We start from the raw sequence: 20,679 nt of genomic DNA, 5'->3' as shown, positions 1-20,679 counted from the left end.
GGGTTCCCCGGTCGGAGTCAATTAGTCAATCTGACCCACTGCTCTTCGCAGGGCGCGGAGAGCTTCAAATCAAGAAGGCCTTAGAGCGCTGACCCAGTCGAGCATCGTTGGTGAGACAACCGACCGTCATGAGCCACCGCCCGCGCGATAGCTACCCTTTGACGCTGGCCACCGGACAGCTCATGCGGGTAAGCTCGCCCCAGCCACCACCCAATCCGACGTCGGCGGGCAACTGGCCAACGACGTCGTAAAGTCCTCGGCCCCGCAGCCCACGATGGATCCTCAGGGGTTCGGCGACGGCGTTCCTGACTGCGAATCTTGGGTTCAGTGATGTTGCTGGATTTTGGAAAACGACGCCGATGCGTTCACGGAGGCTGCGCAGTTCACGATGCCGTGAGTCAGCGAAGGATTGCCCCAGGATACGGACGGTGCCGCTGGTGACCGGAGCCAAGCCTATGGTTGCCGGGGCTGTCGTGCTTTTTCCTGAGCCTGATTCGCCGACGATGGCGAGGGTCTCCCCAGCCTTGACGGACAGGTTTACGCCGTCCACGGCCTCAGCTACACCTCTTTCGAATACGGGGATCTGAGCCTCACGCCATCCGGATCACCATGGAAGACTTTCGTGCCGGCAAGTCAGCACAAGTGGCCGTCTTCGTGGCAAACACTGGCGCGCGTGAGGGGGACGAAGTCACCATGATGTTCATCCGGGACCTCGTTGCCTCGCTCGCCCAACCGGTCCGTCGGCTGCGTGCCTTCACCCGTAGCAGTTTGCAAACCGGCGATACCAAACCCTTTCTTTTGAATTCGGCTGGAAGGATCCCGGCTTCTGGGACAACGACGGCCGCTATGTGGTGGAGGGCGGGTGCGTTCGAAGCGGTGGGTTCGACGGAACGGTGGTGGGCGAGCTGGTCATCTGTCATGAGACTGCTTTCCCGGTGATTGCGCAGGAAATGGGAGAGGTTGTCAGCCCTTCCCAGGCTAGGCGGCAGACACAGCCCGGTTGCGGGGCCGGGTTCTGGCAGGTACCCGAGTTGACGCCTCGCGACGCCCGCCCACGGTATTTTCTATGGTTCCAATGCCCTCCACGGTCATCCGCACGACGTCGCCAGTCTTCAGCGGCGGGGGAGTCATCGAACCGTTGCGCCCCCACAGCTCAGCCAAGCAGCCGCTGCCGCAGGTTCCGGATCCGAGCACATCGCCCGGGCGCACCACGGAGTCCTGTGATGCGTATGCCACGAGTTCCGCGAACGGCCACCCCATGTTGGACAGCAGATCCTGGCCAATCCGTTCGCCGTTGACCTCCACCGCCATGGAGATCGGCAGGAAGCCCTTGTCGTCATGCAGGTGCTCGAACTCGTCGGCCGTCACGATCCAGGGACCCAGAGTGTTCGCAAAGTCTTTGCCTTTGCAGGGGCCAAGGCTGACTTTCATTTCGCGCCTTTGAAGGTCCCGCGCAGACCAGTCGTTGAGGATGGTGTAGCCGAAGATGTGCCGGTGAGCCTCTGCCGCTGACAGGTTCCTGCCGTCGCTTCCCGGCACGTGCCCGACGACGGCGGCTACTTCGGTTTCGAAGTCCAGATCGCTGCAGCCCGCGGGAATTCCGATCACCTCGCCGGTGCCTGTCACCGTATGTGGGTTGGTGAAGTAGAACGTCGGCGCTTCGTACCATTCGGCCACAACGCCCGCTACGCCAGCGATGCTTTTGCGCACACCCTCCACGTGTTCCTCGAAGGCCACGAAGTCCCGGATGGTGGAGGGTACCAAGGGTGCCAGCAGCCGAACGTCCTGCAGGGTGATCGGGGCTGCTCTCCTCAGGGTTTCGGCTGCCAGCTCCAGGGTGTTGGCAAGACCTGCTTCCAGGAGGTGGTTGACGGTGCGTCCGTCGGGCATTGCGTAGCAGTTCCCGCCGTCAACGAAACCGGAGTGAGTGCCGCCGTCGTGATTCCAGCGCGCTATCTTGACCATTGAATCCTTGCTTCCTTAGGCGGTGGGCAGATCGGACGCCGCTGCGGCGGCTGTGATGCCCAGGATGGCGGCGTTGCCGTTGAGCACCTTGGCCGTGTCCGCGACCGGGAGCTCAGCGGTATGCACTTCCTCAACAGGGTTGTCGGACCCCATGTCGAAGGGGTAATCCGAGCCGAGCAGCACCTGCCCCGGGCCGGCCGCCTCCACGAGCGCGCGCAGTTCACGGGGGTTGTGGACCAGGGAGTCGAAGAAGATCCGCCGGAGATAGGACGACGGCGGTTCGGCGCACCTGTGTGCCTCGGGGCGGACCCTCCACGCGTGGTCGGAACGGCCGATGGTCGTTGGAAGATAGCCTCCGCCATGGGCGGCCACAATCTTGAGGTTCGGGTGCCGGTCCAGGACTCCGCTGAAAATCAGGTGGGACAAAGCCGCAGCATTCTCGGCGGGCTGGGAGACAGTATTGGCCAGGTAGTAACGGTCCAGGCGTTCGTCCAGGGAACAGCCGAAGGGGTGAAGGAACACGATGGCGCCCAGTTCCTCTGCCCGGCTCCAGAACGGCACAAGCCGCGGATCGGAAAGCTCCACGGTGCTGCGTTCGGGGTCAGCCGGCGTGGCTGCGAAGGACCCAATTTCCACGCCAAGGAGCCCACGTTCAAGGACAGCGTGTTCGAGTGCTTCGACCATGAGGTGGGGATGCTGCAAGGGCACCAGCCCGAGACCGTTCAACCGGTCCGGTGCGCTGTCCACGAAGTCACGTACTGCCTCATTGGCCTGCTTGGCGAGCTCAAGGGATAGCTTTTCGCCGGCAAAGTAATAGAAGTGCGACGGCGAGGGCGAGACGAGCTGGACATCCACTCCTTGGGCGTCCATGTCAGCCAGACGACGATCCAAATCCGTGAGCTGAGGCCACCGTTCCTTGATCATGCGCCCCGATGCAGCGAGCGACTCCGGGCCGTTCCGCCGCATTTCCAAGGCTTGGAGTGCAGCGAAACCGTCCGGGTCGGCGTCCGCCACCCGTTGCTGGAGGGCCGGAATCAGGATGTGGGCATGCACGTCGACTGTAGGTGCCGGTGCTTCGGAGGGGCGAGTGCTCATGCGGGTTCCTTCAACATCGTGGAAAGCGAGTTCATCAGACCGGGAACGTTGGCGTCGCGAACGCCATCCAGCATCCATTGGCCAAGCTGGACTGAGGCTTTGACGACCGCCGTAGCCCTCTCCAACCGGCGGTCGGTGAACTCCTTCCAGAGGGTTTCCGTGAGGTGGTCGGCTGAAATGAGAAGCTCGGCGAGCACCGCAGCGTCCTCGAAGGCCATGGCGGCGCCCTGGGCGACCGTGGGCGGGCAACTGTGCGCGGCGTCGCCGATGATCACAGTGCGCCCGCGATTCCACGGCCCATCCACCAGGTGCGTGGTGAACCAGGTGTAGTTGATGCGCGCGCCATGGTTCAGACTGGCCCGGATCTCGTTCCACGGCCCGCCGTAGGCTGCCGCGAGTTCGGTCATGATGCGCGGACCGTCCTCGTGCTTGCGCTCCTGGGCCCGCTCTACAAGGTAGGCGTAGATGGAGTCGGGGCCGGTGGGGCAATACCCGGCAATGAAACAGGGGCCGCCGTAGGTGAGATCGGTCCGAACAACGTCCTCGGGGCGTTCCACGAAGGCCCGCCAGATGCCCATGCCGGTTGGCTGGGGTTCGACGTCGATGCCGATGGCCTTGCGCACTGCGGAATGTAGCCCATCGGCACCGATGAGGAGGTCATAGCGGGCGCTGCCGCCGTCGGAGGTACGCACGGTGACGCTGTCGCCGTCGTCCTCTATGCCCGTGACCGTCTTGCCGAACGTGATGCGGGCGCCTGCCTGCAGGGCGCGTTCGCGCAGGATCGCGGTCAGGTCGGGACGGTACATGCCCAAGGTGGCAGGAAGGTCGTCGCCTCCGGTCCGGATGTCCTCAAGCACGGCAATGGTGGTGCCGGCAGGGTCCGGTGCGCGCAGGCCCAGAGTACTGAACGGGTAGCCTTTCGCTTCCACCTGCTCCCATACGCCGAGTTCGCGCAGGATCCTCAGGGCATTGCCCTGCAGGGTGATGCCCGAACCCAGCGTCTGCGGCTCGGCGGCCTTCTCCAGAATCTCGACATCGACGCCCCCGTCGGTGAGGAGGATGGCGGCGGTCAGTCCCGCAGCTCCCGCTCCGACGATTCCAACCTTTTGTACTGCTGCCATCTTTGACTCCTTTGTGGTGACGGCGTTACTGCCTATTGTGCTGCTGTCTATAGCTCCGGGACCTTCGTTGGTCCTCAACCTGACAACTGGACCTGCTAGCGGACGGCGATCGGATTGACCGGTGAACCGACAGCCCCGGTGATGGGGAGTGGGGCTGCCGTGAGCATGAAGTCGTACTTGCCGTCGGCAGCACATGCTTCAGCCAAGGCATCCGGATCCCACATTTCGCCCAGGAACAACCCCAGGTTGGGGATGGCGATCTGGTGGAGCGGTTGGAAAGCGCCCTCGAACTCATTGGGGCGGACCTCGAAGCCCCAGGTATCCGTAGCGATTCCGGCGATCTCAGAGGCATGCAGCCAGGCCGCGGTGCTGAAAGACAATCCCGGCGCCGACCCGCCTGCATAGTCGCCCCAGCCTTCCCGGCGGACCCGGGTGTACTGCCCGGTCCGGATCACCACGATGTCCCCGCGGCGGACTGTGGAGCTGGTCCCCTGGAGCTCAATAGTGCGTTCCACGTGTTCCGGGGTGATCGCGAAGCCATCAGGGAGTTCCCCGTCGCTACGACCCAACTCCGGACCGAGTGCACGGCCGACGTCGAGCAGCACGCCACGGGTGACGATTTTGGCCGCGGCGGTTTCGATCCCGGTGAGCAGATCCCCCTCGGAGGTGACCACATCGCCGGCGGCACGGCCGTTCCATGCTTTGCCCCGATCAAAGATGTGGCCCAACCCGTCCCATTGCGTGGAGCATTGCAGCGGCATGGCGATCACGTCATCAGCTCCGCCGAACCCGTGGGGGAAGCCCTGGTTCCCGCGCTCCGCGTCCACTCCGGTATCAGTCATGGTGTGGACGGGGTTGGTGCGGCGGCGCCATCCCTTCTGGGGTCCGTTGGTGTCGAACGGTTGCGATAAGGAGAACGCCTCCCCGGTGGTCACCAGCGCAGCAGCCTCGACCCGTTTTGCCGCGTCGATAAAGTTCAGCGTTCCAAGGACGTCGTCCGCGCCCCAGCGGCCCCAGTTGTTGTACTGCTCCGCGGCCGCAGTGATGCTCGCCAGCGGATCGGATCGCTGGATCAGGGAAACGTTTACGGCATCAGTGGTCACTGTTCGTCCATGCAGTGGATGAGTTGGGTGCCGAGCCCGGTGATGGTGCCTTCCATGATGTCGCCGTCCTGCAGGAGCCGTCCCCAGTGCTGGCCGTTGCCCGCGGGGCTGCCGGTCAGGACCAAGTCACCGGGCTTCAGGGGCATGATCTGGGAGGCTTCGCTGACCAGCTTGGCGACACCGAAGATCATGTCCTGAGTCGATTCGTCCTGCATGGCTTTGCCGTTGAGCTTCAGCGTGACCTGGACATCCTGCGGGTCACCGAAGAACTTGGCCGGGACCAGCAGGGGACCGGTGGGCAGGAAACCCGGTGCATTCTTGGCGCGGTACCAGTCCGATCCGATGGCGGGCATGTCCTTACGGAACACATATTCGCGCGTGGTGATGTCGTTGACCATGGTGTACCCAAAGACATGCTCCAGCGCCTGCTCGGGTGTGACGCGGAAGGCTTCCTTACCGATCACTGCCGCGAGTTCCAGTTCCCAGTCGTGGGACTTGCTGTACCCCGGCAGGGTGAGGTCGTCCGTGGCGGCCGCGATCGCCGTGGGGAGGCCGATGAAGAAGTACGGCGTTCCCTGGCCTGCCCGCTTGTCCATCATCGCGGCAGTCTTGGCGCGTACCTCCTCGGCGTCCTGGCCCGCTTCACGGTGCGCCACAGCCAGGTCTATGACGTGCTTGCGGTAGTTGGCTCCGGTCTGCAGGACCTGCGCGGGTTCAACCGGGGCAAGGACCTCGACGCCGGACAGCGCCAGGCCTCCTTCTGCGCCAACCGTTGCGGCCAGTTGGTCGAGCTCGCTTTCGGTGGTCTCCCAGTGCTGGATCAGCGAGTTGATGTCGCTGTCCAGGGGCAGCACGCGGTCACCGACCAGCAAGCCGGTCTGTGCTTTGTCTGCGCCCTGCTCCTGGAAGCGGATCAGTGCATAGTCTGGCTGCGTCATTAGCCGCGGCCCTGCTTTGCGTAGGGGTTCAGGAGTGCTTCCTTCATTTCAGCGGAAGCACCTTCTTCAGTGGCTGTGAAACCTTCGGCCGGCGGGAAGGATTCGGTCATGGAGTGCGGCATGGCGCCGTTCTTGTAGAAGTTGTTGGAACCTTCGGACGGCTTCCAGGTGTTGGCGTCCCAGTCCGGAACGTAGTTGCGGTAGCCGCCGGAGTTCAGTTCCACGCGCAGGCCGGAGGGGTCGCGGAAGTAGAGGAAGTTCTGTTCACCCACTCCGTGGATGGAGGGGCCGTATTCCATAGGGGTGCCGTTTTCCATCATCACGTCAGCAGTGCGGAGCAGGTCCTCGGTGGCGTCCACCCAGAAAGCGATGTGGTTGACTCGGCCGGCCCGCTGGGAGGTGTCCAGGACGACGCCGAGGTCGTGGGACTTCTCGTTGGTGGTGAGCACGGAGAAGACCGTGATGGGTGCCTCGTCCAGGTCCACGAACGCCATGACGCGGAAGCCGAGTGCTTCGTTGTACCACTTGGCGAATCCCCGGACGTCGGAGGAAGCCACAGTTACGTGGTCCAGGAAACGCGGAGCGGCGGCGTGGCTGCTGCGACGCTCAGGACGGTCCGGATAGGTGGATTCGAAGCCGGGCTCGGCGACGAACTTCTCCACGTCATAGAACAGGCGCATGTGGTGTCCGTAGGGGCCCGTGAACTCGTAGGCCTTGCCGAAGCCGTGGCCACCGGCGGTCCAGGTACCCTGCACGCCGGTTGCTTCGACCCGGGCTGCAGCTGCTTCCAGGGCGGACTGGGAGTTGGTGCGCCACGCCATCCGTCCGAGCGATGCTTCGGAACCTTCGGTGATGACGAGGCTGTAGCGGTAGTAATCGCCCCAGCACCGCAAGTAGACGTTGCCATCCTCGCGGTCGATGATGCGCATGCCGAACTTTTCCTCGTAGAACCGTGCCGAGGCTTCGACGTCCGGAGTGGTGATTTCGAGGTGGGCAAGATGAGAAAGGGGAGTTTCCACGATGAATTCCTTCTAAGTACTGATGACTCGGACAGTGATCTGCAGGTCCTGTAACAACCATGAGCCATATCACGTATTCGGAGAAGGGCAACTATCTGATAGCAACTATCCGCCGCACGAATACTAATGGTGCCTTCCGTGGCACTCTCAGCCCGACCCAGTGAAACCACCCATCAACCGAACAAATAGCAGCTATACGGAAACCGCTATTCTCCGCCTGCCGGCCCCTTGCCACAGTGAGTGCAGTCCCTCCCGGCACCTCTGCCATTTTCCGGGGGATTATCTTCAAAGGCGAAGGAACACCAATGAGCACCATGGATCCAACTGCGATCGAGACCCGTCCACCAGCTGACGGCCGGACGGCCGGAAAGACCCAGGCCGCACTGCTGGTCGCTGGCAGCTGCATGCCCGTACTCGGCGCGGTTCTACTGGCACCTGTCCTCCCTACTCTGAACCAGGTCTTTGCCGATACCGCTGGTGTCGCCATCTTGGTTCCCTTGGTCCTCACCCTGCCGGCGTTGTTCGTAGCACTGTTCTCGCCCCTTGCGGGCTACGTCGCGGACCGGATGGGGCGCAAGCAGCTGCTCATCTATGCGATGCTGGCGTACGCCCTTTTTGGGACGGCACCGTTGTGGTTGGATTCCCTTGGCGCCATCGCTTTCTCGAGAGTCGGCGTAGGGATTGCCGAGGCGGCCATCATGACCTGCTGCACCACCTTGATCACCGACTACTATTCGGGACAGCAGCGGAACAAGTACCTCGGTCTCCAGACCATGGTCAGCGCGCTGGCGGCCACCGCGTTCTTTGCCTTGGGCGGCGCCCTGGGCAGCATCAGTTGGCGGACTCCGTTTTGGCTCTACGCGGTGAGCGCCGTGCTGGTGATCCCCATGGTCCTTAAGCTGTGGGAGCCTGCAAAAGTCGCGCCCACAACCACCACGAAACAGCCGGTGCCGTGGCGACAGATTGGCGCCCCGGCCGCTGTGACGCTGTTCGGCGGGATCGTGTTCTACGCGCTGATCGTCCACTTGCCGTATGTCATCACGGGTTTGGGCGTCACGGATACTGGGCTCATTGGCGGTGCCGCTGCGATCGCCTCATTGGCCACTGCAGCAGGCGCCATCTCCTTCCGGTACCTTGCCAAGCTGGGCACCAGGAAACTGCTGATCGGCGCTTTCGGACTGGCCGCCGTCGGGCTTTGCCTTGTCTCGTTGGCCGGGAATGTCCCGCTGGCGATCGCGGGCGCCGTTATCGCCAGTGCCGGTACCGGAGTGCTGCTGCCGACACTCCTGACGTGGGCGGTCAACGGCCTGGACTTCGCCCAGCGGGGACGCGGTACCGGCATCTGGACCGGGACGCTGTTCATCGGGCAGTTCCTCACCCCGATTGTTCTTGGCGCAGTTGCTGCTGGCCTGGGGAACCTCAGCCTTGCACTTGGGGCGTTGGGCATGGCTTGCGCGCTTGCCTTGGTGGCGATCCTGGTCCGGGGGCCTCGGTTGGTCACCATCAGCCAGTAAAGTTGCCGGCGGCTGGATACCCTAGGGAAATGAAGAACCTGGACTTGAACCTGTTGCCCCAACTGCAGGTCCTGTTGGAGCTGCGGAATGTTTCCCGGGCAGCGGAACGGCTCCAGCTCAGCCAGCCGGCCACCAGTGCGGCGATGGCCAGGCTCAGAAGGCATTTCGACGACGAACTGCTGGTTCGCAACGGCCGAACCTACGATCTCACTCCCTTCGCACAATCATTGGTCCCGCTGGTTGATGAAGCCATGCTTCACGTCCAGCGGGCCACACGTGTTCGATCGGGCTTTGATGCCGCTACGAGCGAAAGGGAGTTTGTCATTGCTGCGTCCGACTATGCGGCCGCACTCATCGTGGGGCCGCTGCGGGGGATCCTGCAACAGGAGGCACCGCACGTGGTGGTGGATTTCGTCCCCACGTCCGGACTGCAGGGCACCATGGCGGAGTACTCCAGGATGGACCTGCTGGTGGGACCAACGGGCTACAAGATGCAGGGTGACGCTAAGCAGCTTTTCCGGGACAGTTTCGTGGCTGTGGCCGACGCCGGGAATCCGCTCCTTCAGCTTCCCACCTTGACCGTCGAAGATCTTGTCGGGGTGCCGCATGCTGTCGGCTACTTCGGCGAGGGCATCAGCACTCCGGCTGACAAGCTGTTCGAATCCCGGGGCGTCCGACGCCGGGTGGCGGCGGTGGTGGCTGGCTTCTTGTCGCTGCCGTTATTGGTTGAGGGCACGGACTTGGTGGCCTTGGTTCCGCGCATGCTGGCCGCGAGGGCGCAGCGCGGGGCATCTATTGAGGTTCTTGAGTTCGCCGAGGATTTGGAAGCCGCCTTGGTGGAGGCGATGTACTGGCATCCGTCGCAGACGGAGGACCCTGCAAACGTATGGCTCCGTTCTGTGGTGCAGCGCGCTTGTTCGCAGCTTCATGAGTTCTTTCCGGTGAAGGCGCATCCCGTCACGGTCATGGCAGTTTCCAATAACTGACGCCAGGACTATCCACGTCATGGATAGGTCGTATCCGAAACGGGCCATTCTTCAATAGTTCCCCTGACCGGAGGATGGAGGCATGACACTCAACACCACCGCACCGCCGCTCCGACTCGCAGGAAAGATAACGGTGATCACCGGCATCGCGTCGGGGCAAGGCCGGGCGGCAGCCATGCTGTTTGCCCGTGAGGGAGCAATCGTGGTGGGGTGCGATCTCGATCTGGAAGGGGCAGAGTCAACGGTGGAAGCGATCCGTGCCGACGGTGGCCAGGCGGCTGCGGCTCGCGCTGTTGACCTGACTAACGAGGCTTCCGTGCTCGAATGGGCCAATTTCGTGCTCCATGAGCATGGCCGGGTAGATGTGCTCTATGCCAATGCTGCCGCCACTCGCTTCGCAGCGTTGGAGGACATCAGCTATGAGGACTGGACGTGGAATTTCCGGCACGAGGTGGACGTCGTCTTCCTTCCCGTGCGGCACTTCTGGCCGATGCTCAGCAAAGCCGGCAAGTCCGCCGTCGTACTTGTCGGCTCGACGGCAGGGGTGACCGGCTCGGTCACCAACGGGCGGCTGGCACACACGGCAACCAAGGGTTCCGTCGTGGCCATGACCAAGCAACTTGCTGCAGAAGGGGCTCCCCGAGGGATCCGCGTGAACTGCGTCAGCCCTGGCATGATCCGCACCCAGGCTACCGAAGCGGACCTTCTGGCCAAGGACCATCCCATGCGGCGTATAGCTGCCCACATTCCCCTCGGGCGGGTAGGTGAAGCGGGGGAGGTGGCCGCATGTGCGCTGTTCCTCGCCTCAGATGACGCTTCCTATGTGACCGGCGCGAACCTCATGGTCGACGGCGGGTGGTCGGCTGTTCTGCCCGGCTGACACTTCTCGGACAACGAAGGACAACACTGCAGTGATAGAACGCCGGCATCACCCGCCGCAGCCGTCTCCTTGAGGCCACCCCAGCAGAGCTCGCAGCGGCATCGGAAGTTAACGTGACAGGGGCCTTGCCGGGCATGCAGGCCTGCGTCCCATTAATGTCGTCAGGGGCCTCGATAGTCTATGTCGGCTCGGTGGCAGCTCTCCGATGCGCTTCGCTGACCGGCGCGGTCTTGGGCGGATAAACCTGGCGGGAGCGGGATCAAAGTCGTGGCCGGTCGGCCCTCCGCTTGCCCTGTACTGGGCTTATGTGTTCCTCTCTTCGTTCATGCGGTAGGTGGTGGTTGGCTTGCACCTCTTCACGGGTAGGAGGACTGGGCGCAACGTGACCCTGGATCAGATTTTGTTTGCCGCGCGGAGCAGCAGGTCTTCCTGGAACGGTTGGCCGATGAGCTGGAATCCGACCGGGAGGCCGGTGCGGTCAAGGCCTGCTGGTACGGAGATGGCCGGTCGCCCTGTCAGGTTGGCGGGAGCAGCGAGGCGCACGTAGGCGTCTGAGACTGTTTCCGTGGTGCCATCGCTCCATTCGAACTTGTCTTGGTCGGCGAGGGCTGCCGTTTGTGGCGTACTGGGGGTGGCCAGCAGATCGATGGTGCCGAACAGGGTATTCCATTCGCTGATGATTTTGGTCCGTGCGCGCAGGGCGTTGATGTAGTCGGTGGCCAGCATATGGTCTCCGGCTTCGAGGAGGATTCTGACGTCGTCTCCGTAGAGGTCCGCGTCTGATCTCAGGTCCCGTGCGTGATAAGCGCTGGCTTCAGAGACCATGAGTCCCCACTGCACGGGGTGAAACAGTTCCGTGGAGGGCACGTCCACGGGGATCAGGGACGCGCCGTGTGTAGCCAGGGTGTCGATGGCAGCGCGGACACCCGATTCGACGTCCTGGGCGACGTGGTCGAAGAAGAAGTTCCTCGGAACCCCGATCCGAACCCCTGCAAGGTCGCGGTGCAGACCGGCTGTGTAGTCCACGGGTTCCCGGCGGGCACTTCCAGGATCCAGGGGGTCAAACCCCGCCATCGCGTTGAGGAGGATCGCGGCGTCGGGAACAGTGTGTGCGAGCGGACCGACATGGTCCAGCGACCACGCCAGTGGGATGACACCGGTTCGGGGGACCAGGCCGAAGGACGGCTTAAGGCCTACGACGCCGGTCAGCGACGCCGGGACGCGGATGGAACCTCCCGTATCGGTTCCGAGTGCTCCGGCGATCATGTGGCTGGCAAGGGCGGCCGCCGAGCCGCCGCTGGAGCCTCCCGCTACTCGCTGGAGATCGTGGGGGTTGCGGGTTGAAGGTGTCGTCAGTCCGTAGGCGAATTCGTGGGTGTGTGTTTTGCCCAGAATGACTGCGCCGGCTGCGCGTAGGGACGCAGTGACTGGTGCGTCTGTGGCTGCGACGCGACCGCGCCGGACCTTCGAACTGGCAGTGGTTTCCATTCCGGCGACGTCGATCATGTCTTTGATGCCCAGGGGAACGCCATGAAGCGGTCCTCGGCTTCGGCCGTTGATGATTTCCTGCGTGGCCCGGGAAGCCTGGGTGCGTGCTTGTTCGAGTTCGAGGCTCGAAAACGCGGACACGTCAGGTTCGCGGGAGGCGATCTGTTCGATGTAGGTCTCGAGCAGGTCCTGGGGAGTGCTTTGGCCGGACTCGAAGCCCTGCTGGATGGAAGTAATGGACGCGGACGAAGCGGGAGCGAGGATACTCATCGGACGTTCTCCAGGGTGATGGGTGTAGGCGACGGGGGAGTGTCGCTGAGGTCGAGGTCCCGCAAGGTGCCGATCACGGTGGTGATGTGCGTGGCTGTGGCCGCAATGGCTGCATGGCGGTGAGCGGGGGATCCCAGTGCTGTCCGATCGTCGTGACGTCGGATATCGGCTGTGCTGTAGGCCGTGGACGGGGCGGGAAGCGGCGCGGTCCGGGGCCGCATGAGCACGGATGCCAGTGCCACGAGGGCAAGGGCGATTACAGCACTTCCTATGGTGATGGCCGTTGCCGTCATTCCCCATGAGGAGGCCAACATTCCGGCGCCGATGGCCGGCACGCTTGTTGCGAGGTAACTGATGACATAGACGGTGGCAAGCGGGGAAGCACGTTCGCCCGGTGCTGCCGTGGGCATAATGGTCCGCATGGCGCCTTGGAATCCGCCACCGAAGCCCACCCCGGCGATAGCGGCTCCGATGAACAACAGGACGCTTTGATGGCTGAGAACACCGAGAAGAAGAACTCCGACGCCGGTTGCGAGTGCGGTGCCGCCGATGACGAACGCCTTCAACGGGGCCACGGAGCGCATCACCACGACGGCTATGGCTCCTGAGATGGTCAAGGCGAAGACGAACCACCCGCCCACCAGGGGCGAGTCGGAGCCGGTTTCGGCGCGGACCAGGGCGGGGCCCAAGGAAAGGACGAAACCACCGATGGCCCAGATGGCAACCAGCATGGGTGCCGCGGTAAGGAGGGGGCCGCGGGCAGCTTCGGGGACGGTCAGCCGGATTGCCAGGGACGTCAAGGCGCCGGGCTTCCTGGCGGCGGTTTCGGGTAGCCGGAAGGCTGCGATCAGCAGAACGGCGAACAGCACCGCGAGGACGATGAAGACCTCGATGGTCGGGAACGTGGACACGGTGGTGAGGGCCGCTGATCCGAGGGCGCCGGCGGCCATTCCCAGGATGGGTGCGACGCTGTTCATGACGGGGGCTTTGGCTGGGAAGAGGTCGGTGAGGCCGGCTGCCAGGGCGGCCGTTGCGGCGCCGGTGGCCAGGCCTTGGAGGGCCCGGGCCGCAATGAGTTCCGTGGAGCTGCCCGCGACGGCGAAGACGATCATCGCAGCGAGTTCCAGAATCAGTGCGGCAATGATGACCGTGCGCCGGCCCACGTAGTCGGACAAGGCGCCGACGACGAGAAGCGCGACGAGGAGCGCGATCGAATAGGCCGCGAAGATGACGGTGATCAGGAGCTTCGAAAGCTGCATCGATGACTGGTACATCGCGTAAAGGGGCGTTGGCGCGCTGGAGGCGGCAAGGAAGGCAATCGATATCGCGGCCTGCAGCGCGAAGGCTGAACGGGGCCCCATTCGGTGGGTGGCCCTCACCGGTAACGGGGCGGCTGAGGTTTCCGTGGTCATAGTTCCTGCTTTCGTAAAGCAAATAACTTGCGTTTAGCTCAGAGTATGCCCAGGTTCCCGCAAAAGCAATATTTCTGCTTTAGACTTGATCCATGACGCCCCTCACTGGATCCAGGCCCGGCGGCCGAAGTGCCCGCATTCAACAAGCCGTGCACGAGGCGACCAAGGAACTGCTCCTGACAACAAGCCGGGACGACCTCAGTGTCCCCATGATTGCGACACTCGCCGGGGTGAATCCGACCACGGTCTACCGCCGCTGGGGCGATCTGGCAGCCCTCCTGTCGGATGTCGCCGCTGACCGTTTCCGCGAAACGGAACCGCCAGTGGAAACCGGCTCACTGGCCGGCGATCTCAGCCTTTGGGCCGAGCACTTCCTCGAAGAAATGGGCTCAGGGCCGGGCAGGTCCTACGTCGCGGACGTGCTGGCAGGCGACAGCAGCGGGGAGAACACGGGAATCTGCGCGAAGTACGCCATGGACGCCATCACCCAGATCCTCGCCCGATTCCCGAATGAAACCGCCCCGCCGGTTAGCGAGATCATCGACCACGTCGCGGCACCCATCCTGTATCGGATCCTCTTCACCAAGGAGCGGCCCGCTTCTGGTTACGGAGACCGGCTGGTGGCCAGGCTGCTGGGTGGCGGCATCAGGCGCTTTTGATGCCACCACCGCCAACCCGTGGACATGGTCTGGATGCGGGTGGGTCAGAACGAGATCCGTGGTGTCCTTCCAGCGTTCGTACGCCGTCTGGCGGTGCCCGGGGCCGGACTTGCCGACGAGTTCACGACCGGCACGGGGGCGTAACGGTCACGCCCACTACGCGCACTAACAGGGTGCAGACTTAGGCATGAAGACTATTGCCGGCGTCAGTGTATGGAGATTGGCGCGGGAAGCGCGAACGCGAGGGCTGGCTTCGACGGATACGATGCCGGCAGAGAGCAGCGCCTACGAGGATGCCGTCCGGGCAGTCCGGACGGGTGAGTTCACCGCGGATGAAGCGGCGAGCCAGCTGATCACTATGATGACGGATGGGGAGATCCTCGGGCTGCTCGACGGCGACTCGCCCAGATTGGTGCTCCCGTTCATCCCGATACTGCTGGACAGGGTGCCGTTCGTGGCCGGGGCGGTCTCGCGGCTCGGTATACCGGGCATTCGGTTCAGCGACGGTGGCCGCGGTGTAGTGATCGGCGCCTCTACGGCTTTCCCGGTGACAATTGCGCGGGCAGCGACCTGGGATCCATTGCTGGAAGAACGCGTCGGGGTCGCGATCGGTCTGGAAACCAGGGCGCGGGGAGCGAACTACTCGGCCTCGGTCTGCGTGAACCTGCTTCGCCACCCAGCGTGGGGACGGGCGCAGGAGTGCTACGGGGAGGATCCGGTGCTCACTGCCCGTATGGGATCGGCCCTCACCCGAGGTGTGCGTGTGAATACCATGGCGTGCGTGAAGCACTTTGCGCTCAACTCGATGGAGAACGAGCGCTTTGAGGTGGACGTGGCGGTGGACGAACACTCTTTGCACGAGGTCTATCTCCCGCACTTCAAAGCGGTCGTTGACGCCGGTGCAGACTCCGTGATGAGTTCCTACAACCGTGTGCGAGGCGAGTACATGGATGTCAATCGAGCCCTGCTCACGGACGTATTGAGGCACGAGTGGGGCTTCTCCGGATTCGTGACGAGCGACTGGGTGTTCGGGACGCACGACGCGGTCGTCAGCCTCGAGGCGGGAATGGATGTGGAGATGCCGCTCCGGTTGCTGCGCGCCCGCGCGCTGCCGGCCGCACTGCGCCTCGGTGACTTGGCCCGTTCCACCGTGCTGCAGTCCGCACGCCGCATTCTGCGCACGTGCGTGCAGCACGCCGCGACCCGGGACTCGGCGGTCCCTTCCCGCGCCGTCATTGCCTCTCCGGCCCATCGGGCGCTCGCCCACGAGGTCGCGACGGACTCTATCGTCCTGCTGAAGAATGAAGCCGTCGGCGCGGCGCCGCTGCTGCCGTTGGCTCCCGCTACCCGGCATCTCGCCGTGATCGGACGACTCGCGGCACAAGCGAACCTCGGCGATCACGGCTCCTCCCGCGTACGGCCCCCCTCCACTGTCTCGCCGCTGCAGGGCCTGCGTGAGGCGCTTCCGGGGGTCAGGATCACCACGACGAACGGTCGGGACGAACGCCGCGCGGCCTCGTTGGCGGCCGCGGCGGAGACGGCGATCGTCGTCGTAGGCCTGGACCAACACGACGAGGGCGAATCCGTTGTCACCGGAGGTGTTGACGTGGGCGTGCTCGGTAGGGAATTCGGCTCAGGGCCCCTCCGCCGGGTGCTCATCGGACTCGCACACTTGGCCTCCCGATTCGTCCGGGGCGGCGACCGCAGCTCGCTCAACCTCCGCCCCTCTGACGAGCGGCTTATCCAGGTGGTCGCCACCGCGAACCCTCGGACCGTCGTCGTGCTTGTCAGCGGCAGTGCGATCCTCACCGAAACATGGCGAGACCGCGTGCCCGCGCTCCTCCTCGCCTGGTATGGCGGGATGGAAGGCGGCCGCGCGCTGGCGAGCGTGCTGACCGGCAATGAGGAGCCCGGAGGTCGTCTGCCCTTCGTGCTGCCAACGGAGGCAGCGCATCTGCCATTCTTTGACTCTGCGGCAAAGTCCGTTGTCTATGACGACCAATGGGGTCAGCGCCTGCTCGACGGCGAGGGGCATAGGCCAGCCTTCCCGTTCGGTTTTGGCCTGGGCTATACAAGGATCGAGCACCGGCTGCTCGGCCACACGTTCGACAACACAGGTGGCCATGCCGACGTGCTCATAGCAAACAAGGGCGACCGCAATGGCTCCACAGTCGTTCAGGTCTACGCGGCAGATGTGTCCCTCCGCAGACCTGTGGCTCAGCTCCTGGGCTTCCGGAAGGTGACCCTGGAGCCTGGCGCGGAGACCACAGTGCGGGTCGTTTTGGATGCGGGCCCCACCCTGCGGCGCGATTCGACCACACGGCGCTGGTCTCCCCGCTCGGGGGAGTGGGCCCTGCAAGCGAGCCAACACAGCCCGGAAAGCTGGGAGAACGCCGTCCGCTTGCGACGTACGGAGGGCTGATTGACCAGGACGGTATTTCAGACGGCAAGCCGGCCTGATGTAGTCAAGGGTTCCGCCAATTATCCGGGAAGATCGCGGAACGTCGCCAACGGCCCTTCGACACGGACACGCAGCTCGTCGTCGCCCCGCAGCATAGCGCGCAGCAGCCGACGTTCCTCCCAGTGGAGAAGCAGGGACGCCCGGCCTGGGCGCAGCACCAAGTCTCCGTCCGGGGTCGTGTACCGCTTCTGCAGATCCGCCAACTCCTCCTCTTGCAACAGTGCAACCGTGCTGCCCGAAGCCTGGTCAACCAAGCGGATCAATGAGGAAGGCCCCGTAAGGTCTGTGGCGACGAAGCGCTGCTCGCTGGCGGCAAGAATCGTCCTTTGCGCCGCCCGCGTTACCACCAGAGGACGGGACGGCCCGCCCAGCAGGTCGCTGAGTACGTCGGCCGCGGCATCGGGGCGACTTGTTCTTTGCGCCGCCGCCTGCATCTTCTGTAAACGGCCGGGTTCGCGCAGCACCCCATCGATTTTCCAGCCGATGGTTGCCGCTGCGTTGCAGCGGACTGCCGCCCCTTGCTCCATGAGGTAATCGCCGTTGCGCACCTCCTGACCAGGGATCGGATTCACAAGCACCATGGGGAGCCCCGCAGCCATGCACTCCGACGCCGACAGCCCGCCCGGCTTGCCCACGAACAAATCTGCCCGCTGCAGTAGTTGCGGCATGTCTGTCGTGAATCCGAGTACGCTGTAGCGGTCGCCAGCCGGCGCGACGAGCGTCTCGATGCGCTGCCGGAGCGCATCGTTGTGCCCGCACACGACTGTGGCCGTGAACGCCGAGCGCATATGCATCGTCTGCCGCACCACCGAGAGTGCGTAGTCGCCACCGGTCGCGCCTGCCGAGATGAGCAGCATCGGTGGCCTGTTGGAATCGCGTACGGGCGCCGGACTTAGCTGTTTGTTAATCGGGATTCCAGTGGCAGCTACACGGTCGGAGGGAAGGCCGAGCGCCATGAGCTCCACCTTTCCCTCCTCCCTTGCCACAAAGATCTTATGGAACGCACCAGAGAGCGACAGGCCCTGAAAGTCATAGTCGGTGGTCACCACAGCTGTCCTCGCATCGACCACGCCGCGAAGGAGCAGTGAGGCCAACAGCTGAGCCGGGAGGAAATGCGTGCAGACAATCGCGGTGGGCCGGAACCGCTTGATGGCACTGACAACCGGGCCGGCGTTCACCCGCGTCCAGGGGTCGATCGGGCCACGACGCCGGAACGGCGGGTTGCTGATGTCATAGCCCCACTCGACCAGCCAGGGTAAATCCTCCACGAGGACGAAGTAGCCCTTGCCCAGCAGCGCGCGGTACAGAACGCTGCTCACCTGCAACACGTCAAGCACCTGCACCTCGGCGATGTCATCGCGTGCGTCACATGCTTGCTGCACCGCCGCCGCAGCGCTGTTATGCCCCGATCCCACGCCTGCGGACAGGATGAGTACGCGCTGTCCGCTGGCGGTGGCTTTGGCTCGTGCCGACGTTGTGCGCATGAGGTGAGGCTAGCAGGCTGCATTCCCGTGGAGGGTTGGCCTACACCCCTTCATGGATGGGAATGCTGGCAACAACATGCTGTTGCGGTCTGCGGAGATGTCTCATGCATGGGGGTCGAGGACTGCGTCGAGATCTTTGTCCAGGATCCGGGCGAGATGCTGGACCTCGTCTTCTAGTAGCGGGAACTGCAGCTGGGAGCTTGGTGCGAAGGGTTTGACGACGACAGTCTGGGCGCGCACGCGCCACGTAGCTACGGCACTGCCCCTTGAGATGACCAGTGGGTAGCTATTGGACGCCAGGGCCCGTTGGGCGGTGGGGATGAGGCGATTGTCTGCAGTGCCGGGTCCGAAGAACCAGGGGTCGAATGCTGGCAGGAGCCGAAGGCTTTCGGACGAGCGGGCGGATGCGATGGAGGCCACGTCTTCTGTTAGCGCCAGTGAGGGCACCCCATCAACATCGATCGTTGTGATCTCGGAACCGAGGTCCCCGATCCACGACAGGAGCCTGCGTCGGGGCACGCCGAGCCCTTGGGTCAGCCAGTAGGCGAGATTATCGACGGTGGCCGGCGCGTAGGAGTGCAGGTAGGCGCGAATCGACCTTCTGCCGGCTTCATCGACGGCGGCGTCGGCGGGCTCATCCTGCACGGGTCCGGCTAACTGGAATGTCGCTTCCGCGCCGCGTGTCGGGCCGAAGCAAATGTCGCCCCACCAATGCAGCGGTTTGTACAGGCTGTCAGCGCCCGCTCCCAACGCCGCCTGCGCTAGATCCCGTAAGCCGGGAATCCTGTCGAGTCTTTCGCTGATCTGCGAGCGGGTCATTGGCCCATCTCCCAGGATTTCGCGCATTGCCTCGCGTAACGGCTGCCAATCGCTGATCGCAAAGCCGCCTTGTTCCTGCCACCGGTTCGTTTCCCATATCCGGGTCGCGGTACGCGTCATCAGCAGATCGGCTGCGGTAGGAGGGGTAAAGATGAAGGAGCCGCCGCGAAACGCGTAGCTTCTCACCACGGCCCCGGACTCCAGCGCCCGATTCAAGGCATCCCGCTTCGGGTCGCGATGCCGTAAAGCGACTGTCAGGTCCGCCGCTTCCGATGGCCAGGCCCGCGTTACGACCATGCGTTCGACCGCATCAGGAACCGATGTGGCACCTGCGCCAACCAGTGCGTGCCTGTCGAGCCTCCACTGGAGTGCGTCCACGAGACGAATTGTGCCGATATGAGGTGTAGTCGGTTCCATGGGCGTCGAGTCTCCTCTGCAGAGCAACACCGTACCGCCACATGCGGTGGGGCGGGAGTGCTGTCGCCCGTCTTGCCACCCGCAGATGCGGTGGGTGCGAGCCAAGCGGCGACACCAGTGGGAGCAGCAGCTGAGATGCTTTCCTACTTTGCCCAAAAGAACGTGCCGTCGTTGGGCCTGCCGGGAGGGTATTGTCATGGCGGACGCCGATATAGAACAGGACCTTCGCAGGTTCGCCCCCAACTTAGCCGCCGGAATCGGTGCTCTAACGACGCCCGGCACATTTGCGGCATCCCAGGCTCAGGCAGTGGCTGCCCTGGTGACCAGCCGTAACCTCGGTCTCCCGGTGACCTACCGGCGAGGCTTCACCTGAGCTTGGCTTACCAACGCTACCGATCTGGAAATGGCCCAGACGTTCAGCGATGCCGTCCTCGCGCTCCTCACCGACGCCGATCCGAGTGGAGCGCTCTTGGCGACAGTCGAAGCCTGGCTGACCGCGAACTGTCAAATTGACCCCGCCGCAGATCGCCTTCAGGTCCATCGGCACACCGTGCGCACCAGGCTCCGGAAGATCGAGCAGCTCATAGGCCAGCCCTTGGACCAGCTGGATACCCGGGTGGAACTATGGCTTGCTCTGACAGCGAAGGGCCTGCACCGTCTTCCAACGGGCAGGCCCAACACCTGAGCTAAACCCTCGAAAGCACGGGCGGGCTTTCATCTACGCCGAGATCCTCCAAGGCTATGCTCCACGACGACTGCTGCCGGATGTGCCGACGGGCAACGCCTACCTGTCGCCGCATATTGATCCCGCAGGCAGCGGAGATCCGGTCACCCGAGCGGGCGAGGGCTAGGAATCCGCCGTCAGGGAGCTCGTCGCGAACCACCACCATCTCGTCCCCAGTTGCCACCCCGACGAATTGAAGGCGTTTGCCGTACAGGTCGGACCAGTAGTACGGGACGGTGTCGGATGGCTCTTTCGCATCACTGACCGCGTTGTGCCCCGCGTTAACACCTTGCTCGGAAGCGGCCGTCCAGTGCAGCTAGGCCG

General features: G+C 63.9%; 21 protein-coding genes. 9 read left to right on the top strand and 12 right to left on the bottom strand.

From position 1 onward, the window contains the following. Positions 1-151: 151 nt before the first annotated feature. Positions 152-550 carry an ATP-binding cassette domain-containing protein gene (locus GVL04_RS02340; protein WP_159698905.1) on the bottom strand — a complete coding sequence of 133 codons (399 nt, stop codon included), beginning with the start codon at positions 548-550 and terminating at the stop codon, positions 152-154. 59 nt (positions 551-609) lie between these two features. On the opposite strand from GVL04_RS02340, the gene GVL04_RS24910 reads away from it, so the two are divergent. Continuing rightward, on the top strand, positions 610-939 hold the full coding sequence (locus GVL04_RS24910) for a fibronectin type III-like domain-contianing protein (protein ID WP_369122333.1): 330 nt from the start codon (positions 610-612) through the stop codon (positions 937-939). Between the two features lie 39 nt (positions 940-978). Here the strand turns inward: GVL04_RS24910 and GVL04_RS02335 are convergent, their stop codons facing one another. The 6 genes from GVL04_RS02335 to GVL04_RS02310 form a co-directional block, all read right to left on the bottom strand. Beyond that, a complete protein-coding gene (locus tag GVL04_RS02335; RefSeq protein WP_159698902.1) occupies positions 979-1,965 on the bottom strand; it encodes a fumarylacetoacetate hydrolase family protein in 987 nt (328 codons plus the stop codon). Between the two features lie 15 nt (positions 1,966-1,980). Next, positions 1,981-3,060: an amidohydrolase family protein gene (locus tag GVL04_RS02330; protein WP_159698899.1), complete on the bottom strand. Its 1,080-nt coding sequence runs from the start codon at positions 3,058-3,060 to the stop codon at positions 1,981-1,983. Further along, a complete protein-coding gene (locus GVL04_RS02325; RefSeq protein WP_159698896.1) occupies positions 3,057-4,181 on the bottom strand; it encodes an FAD-dependent monooxygenase in 1,125 nt (374 codons plus the stop codon). The genes GVL04_RS02330 and GVL04_RS02325 overlap by 4 nt, the downstream gene beginning before the upstream one ends. Before the next feature lie 95 nt (positions 4,182-4,276). Then, positions 4,277-5,284 carry a cyclase family protein gene (locus GVL04_RS02320; protein ID WP_159698893.1) on the bottom strand — a complete coding sequence of 336 codons (1,008 nt, stop codon included), beginning with the start codon at positions 5,282-5,284 and terminating at the stop codon, positions 4,277-4,279. Beyond that, positions 5,281-6,222 (bottom strand): fumarylacetoacetate hydrolase family protein, encoded by a 942-nt coding sequence (locus GVL04_RS02315; protein WP_159698890.1) that lies wholly within the window; start codon positions 6,220-6,222, stop codon positions 5,281-5,283. Before GVL04_RS02315 ends, GVL04_RS02320 begins: the two co-directional genes overlap by 4 nt. After that, a complete protein-coding gene (locus GVL04_RS02310) occupies positions 6,222-7,241 on the bottom strand; it encodes a VOC family protein (protein ID WP_159698887.1) in 1,020 nt (339 codons plus the stop codon). The genes GVL04_RS02315 and GVL04_RS02310 overlap by 1 nt, the downstream gene beginning before the upstream one ends. A 305-nt stretch (positions 7,242-7,546) precedes the next feature. On the opposite strand from GVL04_RS02310, the gene GVL04_RS02305 reads away from it, so the two are divergent. From GVL04_RS02305 to GVL04_RS02290, 4 genes are all read left to right on the top strand, one after another. After that, positions 7,547-8,755, top strand: coding sequence for an MFS transporter (locus GVL04_RS02305; RefSeq protein ID WP_235036128.1), 1,209 nt, complete (start codon positions 7,547-7,549; stop codon positions 8,753-8,755). A 29-nt stretch (positions 8,756-8,784) separates the two neighbouring features. Continuing rightward, entirely contained in the window at positions 8,785-9,741 is a 957-nt protein-coding gene (locus GVL04_RS02300) for a LysR family transcriptional regulator (RefSeq protein ID WP_159698884.1), read from the top strand. A gap of 82 nt (positions 9,742-9,823) precedes the next feature. Further along, positions 9,824-10,621: an SDR family NAD(P)-dependent oxidoreductase gene (locus tag GVL04_RS02295; RefSeq protein ID WP_159698881.1), complete on the top strand. Its 798-nt coding sequence runs from the start codon at positions 9,824-9,826 to the stop codon at positions 10,619-10,621. A 47-nt stretch (positions 10,622-10,668) separates the two neighbouring features. Continuing rightward, positions 10,669-10,863 carry an SDR family oxidoreductase gene (locus GVL04_RS02290; RefSeq protein ID WP_159699113.1) on the top strand — a complete coding sequence of 65 codons (195 nt, stop codon included), beginning with the start codon at positions 10,669-10,671 and terminating at the stop codon, positions 10,861-10,863. Positions 10,864-11,014: 151 nt separating this feature from the next. On the opposite strand, the gene GVL04_RS02285 is transcribed toward GVL04_RS02290, so the two are convergent. Both GVL04_RS02285 and GVL04_RS02280 read right to left on the bottom strand, forming a co-directional pair. Beyond that, entirely contained in the window at positions 11,015-12,379 is a 1,365-nt protein-coding gene (locus GVL04_RS02285) for an amidase (RefSeq protein WP_159698878.1), read from the bottom strand. Further along, positions 12,376-13,791, bottom strand: coding sequence for an MFS transporter (locus GVL04_RS02280; protein ID WP_159698875.1), 1,416 nt, complete (start codon positions 13,789-13,791; stop codon positions 12,376-12,378). Before GVL04_RS02280 ends, GVL04_RS02285 begins: the two co-directional genes overlap by 4 nt. Positions 13,792-13,883: 92 nt before the next feature. Here GVL04_RS02280 and GVL04_RS02275 point away from each other — a divergent pair, with 92 nt between their 5' ends. Next, positions 13,884-14,450 carry a TetR/AcrR family transcriptional regulator gene (locus tag GVL04_RS02275; protein ID WP_159698872.1) on the top strand — a complete coding sequence of 189 codons (567 nt, stop codon included), beginning with the start codon at positions 13,884-13,886 and terminating at the stop codon, positions 14,448-14,450. A 265-nt stretch (positions 14,451-14,715) separates the two neighbouring features. Next, entirely contained in the window at positions 14,716-16,872 is a 2,157-nt protein-coding gene (locus GVL04_RS02270) for a glycoside hydrolase family 3 protein (RefSeq protein WP_200846718.1), read from the top strand. Positions 16,873-16,931: 59 nt separating this feature from the next. Here the strand turns inward: GVL04_RS02270 and GVL04_RS02265 are convergent, their stop codons facing one another. Both GVL04_RS02265 and GVL04_RS02260 read right to left on the bottom strand, forming a co-directional pair. Continuing rightward, the gene (locus GVL04_RS02265; RefSeq protein ID WP_159698869.1) at positions 16,932-18,395 is read right to left on the bottom strand and encodes a glycosyltransferase; all 1,464 of its coding nucleotides are present in this window, start codon (positions 18,393-18,395) and stop codon (positions 16,932-16,934) included. Between the two features lie 102 nt (positions 18,396-18,497). Further along, positions 18,498-19,631, bottom strand: coding sequence for a crosslink repair DNA glycosylase YcaQ family protein (locus GVL04_RS02260; protein ID WP_159698866.1), 1,134 nt, complete (start codon positions 19,629-19,631; stop codon positions 18,498-18,500). A gap of 196 nt (positions 19,632-19,827) precedes the next feature. On the opposite strand from GVL04_RS02260, the gene GVL04_RS02255 reads away from it, so the two are divergent. Continuing rightward, positions 19,828-20,004 (top strand): hypothetical protein, encoded by a 177-nt coding sequence (locus GVL04_RS02255; protein WP_159698863.1) that lies wholly within the window; start codon positions 19,828-19,830, stop codon positions 20,002-20,004. Positions 20,005-20,034: 30 nt separating this feature from the next. Beyond that, positions 20,035-20,316, top strand: coding sequence for a helix-turn-helix domain-containing protein (locus GVL04_RS02250; RefSeq protein ID WP_159698860.1), 282 nt, complete (start codon positions 20,035-20,037; stop codon positions 20,314-20,316). Between the two features lies 1 nt (position 20,317). On the opposite strand, the gene GVL04_RS24810 is transcribed toward GVL04_RS02250, so the two are convergent. Next, positions 20,318-20,671, bottom strand: coding sequence for an oxidoreductase C-terminal domain-containing protein (locus tag GVL04_RS24810; RefSeq protein ID WP_159699110.1), 354 nt, complete (start codon positions 20,669-20,671; stop codon positions 20,318-20,320). Between the last annotated feature and the right edge of the window lie 8 nt (positions 20,672-20,679).

The sequence above is a fragment of the Arthrobacter sp. 18067 genome, assembly GCF_902706295.1.
Lineage (GTDB): Bacteria > Actinomycetota > Actinomycetes > Actinomycetales > Micrococcaceae > Arthrobacter.
Note: the sequence above shows the minus strand (reverse complement) of the source record. Positions and strands in the feature narration are given on the sequence as shown.

What these genes read in the sequence shown, in the direction of transcription:
- GVL04_RS24910 (WP_369122333.1), top strand. Translation starts at nt 610, where the DNA reads ATGGAAGACTTTCGTGCCGGCAAGTCAGCACAAGTGGCCGTCTTCGTG.
- GVL04_RS02335 (WP_159698902.1), bottom strand. Translation starts at nt 1,965, where the DNA reads ATGGTCAAGATAGCGCGCTGGAATCACGACGGCGGCACTCACTCCGGT.
- GVL04_RS02330 (WP_159698899.1), bottom strand. Translation starts at nt 3,060, where the DNA reads ATGAGCACTCGCCCCTCCGAAGCACCGGCACCTACAGTCGACGTGCAT.
- GVL04_RS02325 (WP_159698896.1), bottom strand. Translation starts at nt 4,181, where the DNA reads ATGGCAGCAGTACAAAAGGTTGGAATCGTCGGAGCGGGAGCTGCGGGA.
- GVL04_RS02315 (WP_159698890.1), bottom strand. Translation starts at nt 6,222, where the DNA reads ATGACGCAGCCAGACTATGCACTGATCCGCTTCCAGGAGCAGGGCGCA.
- GVL04_RS02305 (WP_235036128.1), top strand. Translation starts at nt 7,547, where the DNA reads ATGAGCACCATGGATCCAACTGCGATCGAGACCCGTCCACCAGCTGAC.
- GVL04_RS02300 (WP_159698884.1), top strand. Translation starts at nt 8,785, where the DNA reads ATGAAGAACCTGGACTTGAACCTGTTGCCCCAACTGCAGGTCCTGTTG.
- GVL04_RS02295 (WP_159698881.1), top strand. Translation starts at nt 9,824, where the DNA reads ATGACACTCAACACCACCGCACCGCCGCTCCGACTCGCAGGAAAGATA.
- GVL04_RS02285 (WP_159698878.1), bottom strand. Translation starts at nt 12,379, where the DNA reads ATGAGTATCCTCGCTCCCGCTTCGTCCGCGTCCATTACTTCCATCCAG.
- GVL04_RS02280 (WP_159698875.1), bottom strand. Translation starts at nt 13,791, where the DNA reads ATGACCACGGAAACCTCAGCCGCCCCGTTACCGGTGAGGGCCACCCAC.
- GVL04_RS02275 (WP_159698872.1), top strand. Translation starts at nt 13,884, where the DNA reads ATGACGCCCCTCACTGGATCCAGGCCCGGCGGCCGAAGTGCCCGCATT.
- GVL04_RS02270 (WP_200846718.1), top strand. Translation starts at nt 14,716, where the DNA reads ATGCCGGCAGAGAGCAGCGCCTACGAGGATGCCGTCCGGGCAGTCCGG.
- GVL04_RS02265 (WP_159698869.1), bottom strand. Translation starts at nt 18,395, where the DNA reads ATGCGCACAACGTCGGCACGAGCCAAAGCCACCGCCAGCGGACAGCGC.
- GVL04_RS02260 (WP_159698866.1), bottom strand. Translation starts at nt 19,631, where the DNA reads ATGGAACCGACTACACCTCATATCGGCACAATTCGTCTCGTGGACGCA.
- GVL04_RS02255 (WP_159698863.1), top strand. Translation starts at nt 19,828, where the DNA reads ATGGCGGACGCCGATATAGAACAGGACCTTCGCAGGTTCGCCCCCAAC.
- GVL04_RS02250 (WP_159698860.1), top strand. Translation starts at nt 20,035, where the DNA reads ATGGCCCAGACGTTCAGCGATGCCGTCCTCGCGCTCCTCACCGACGCC.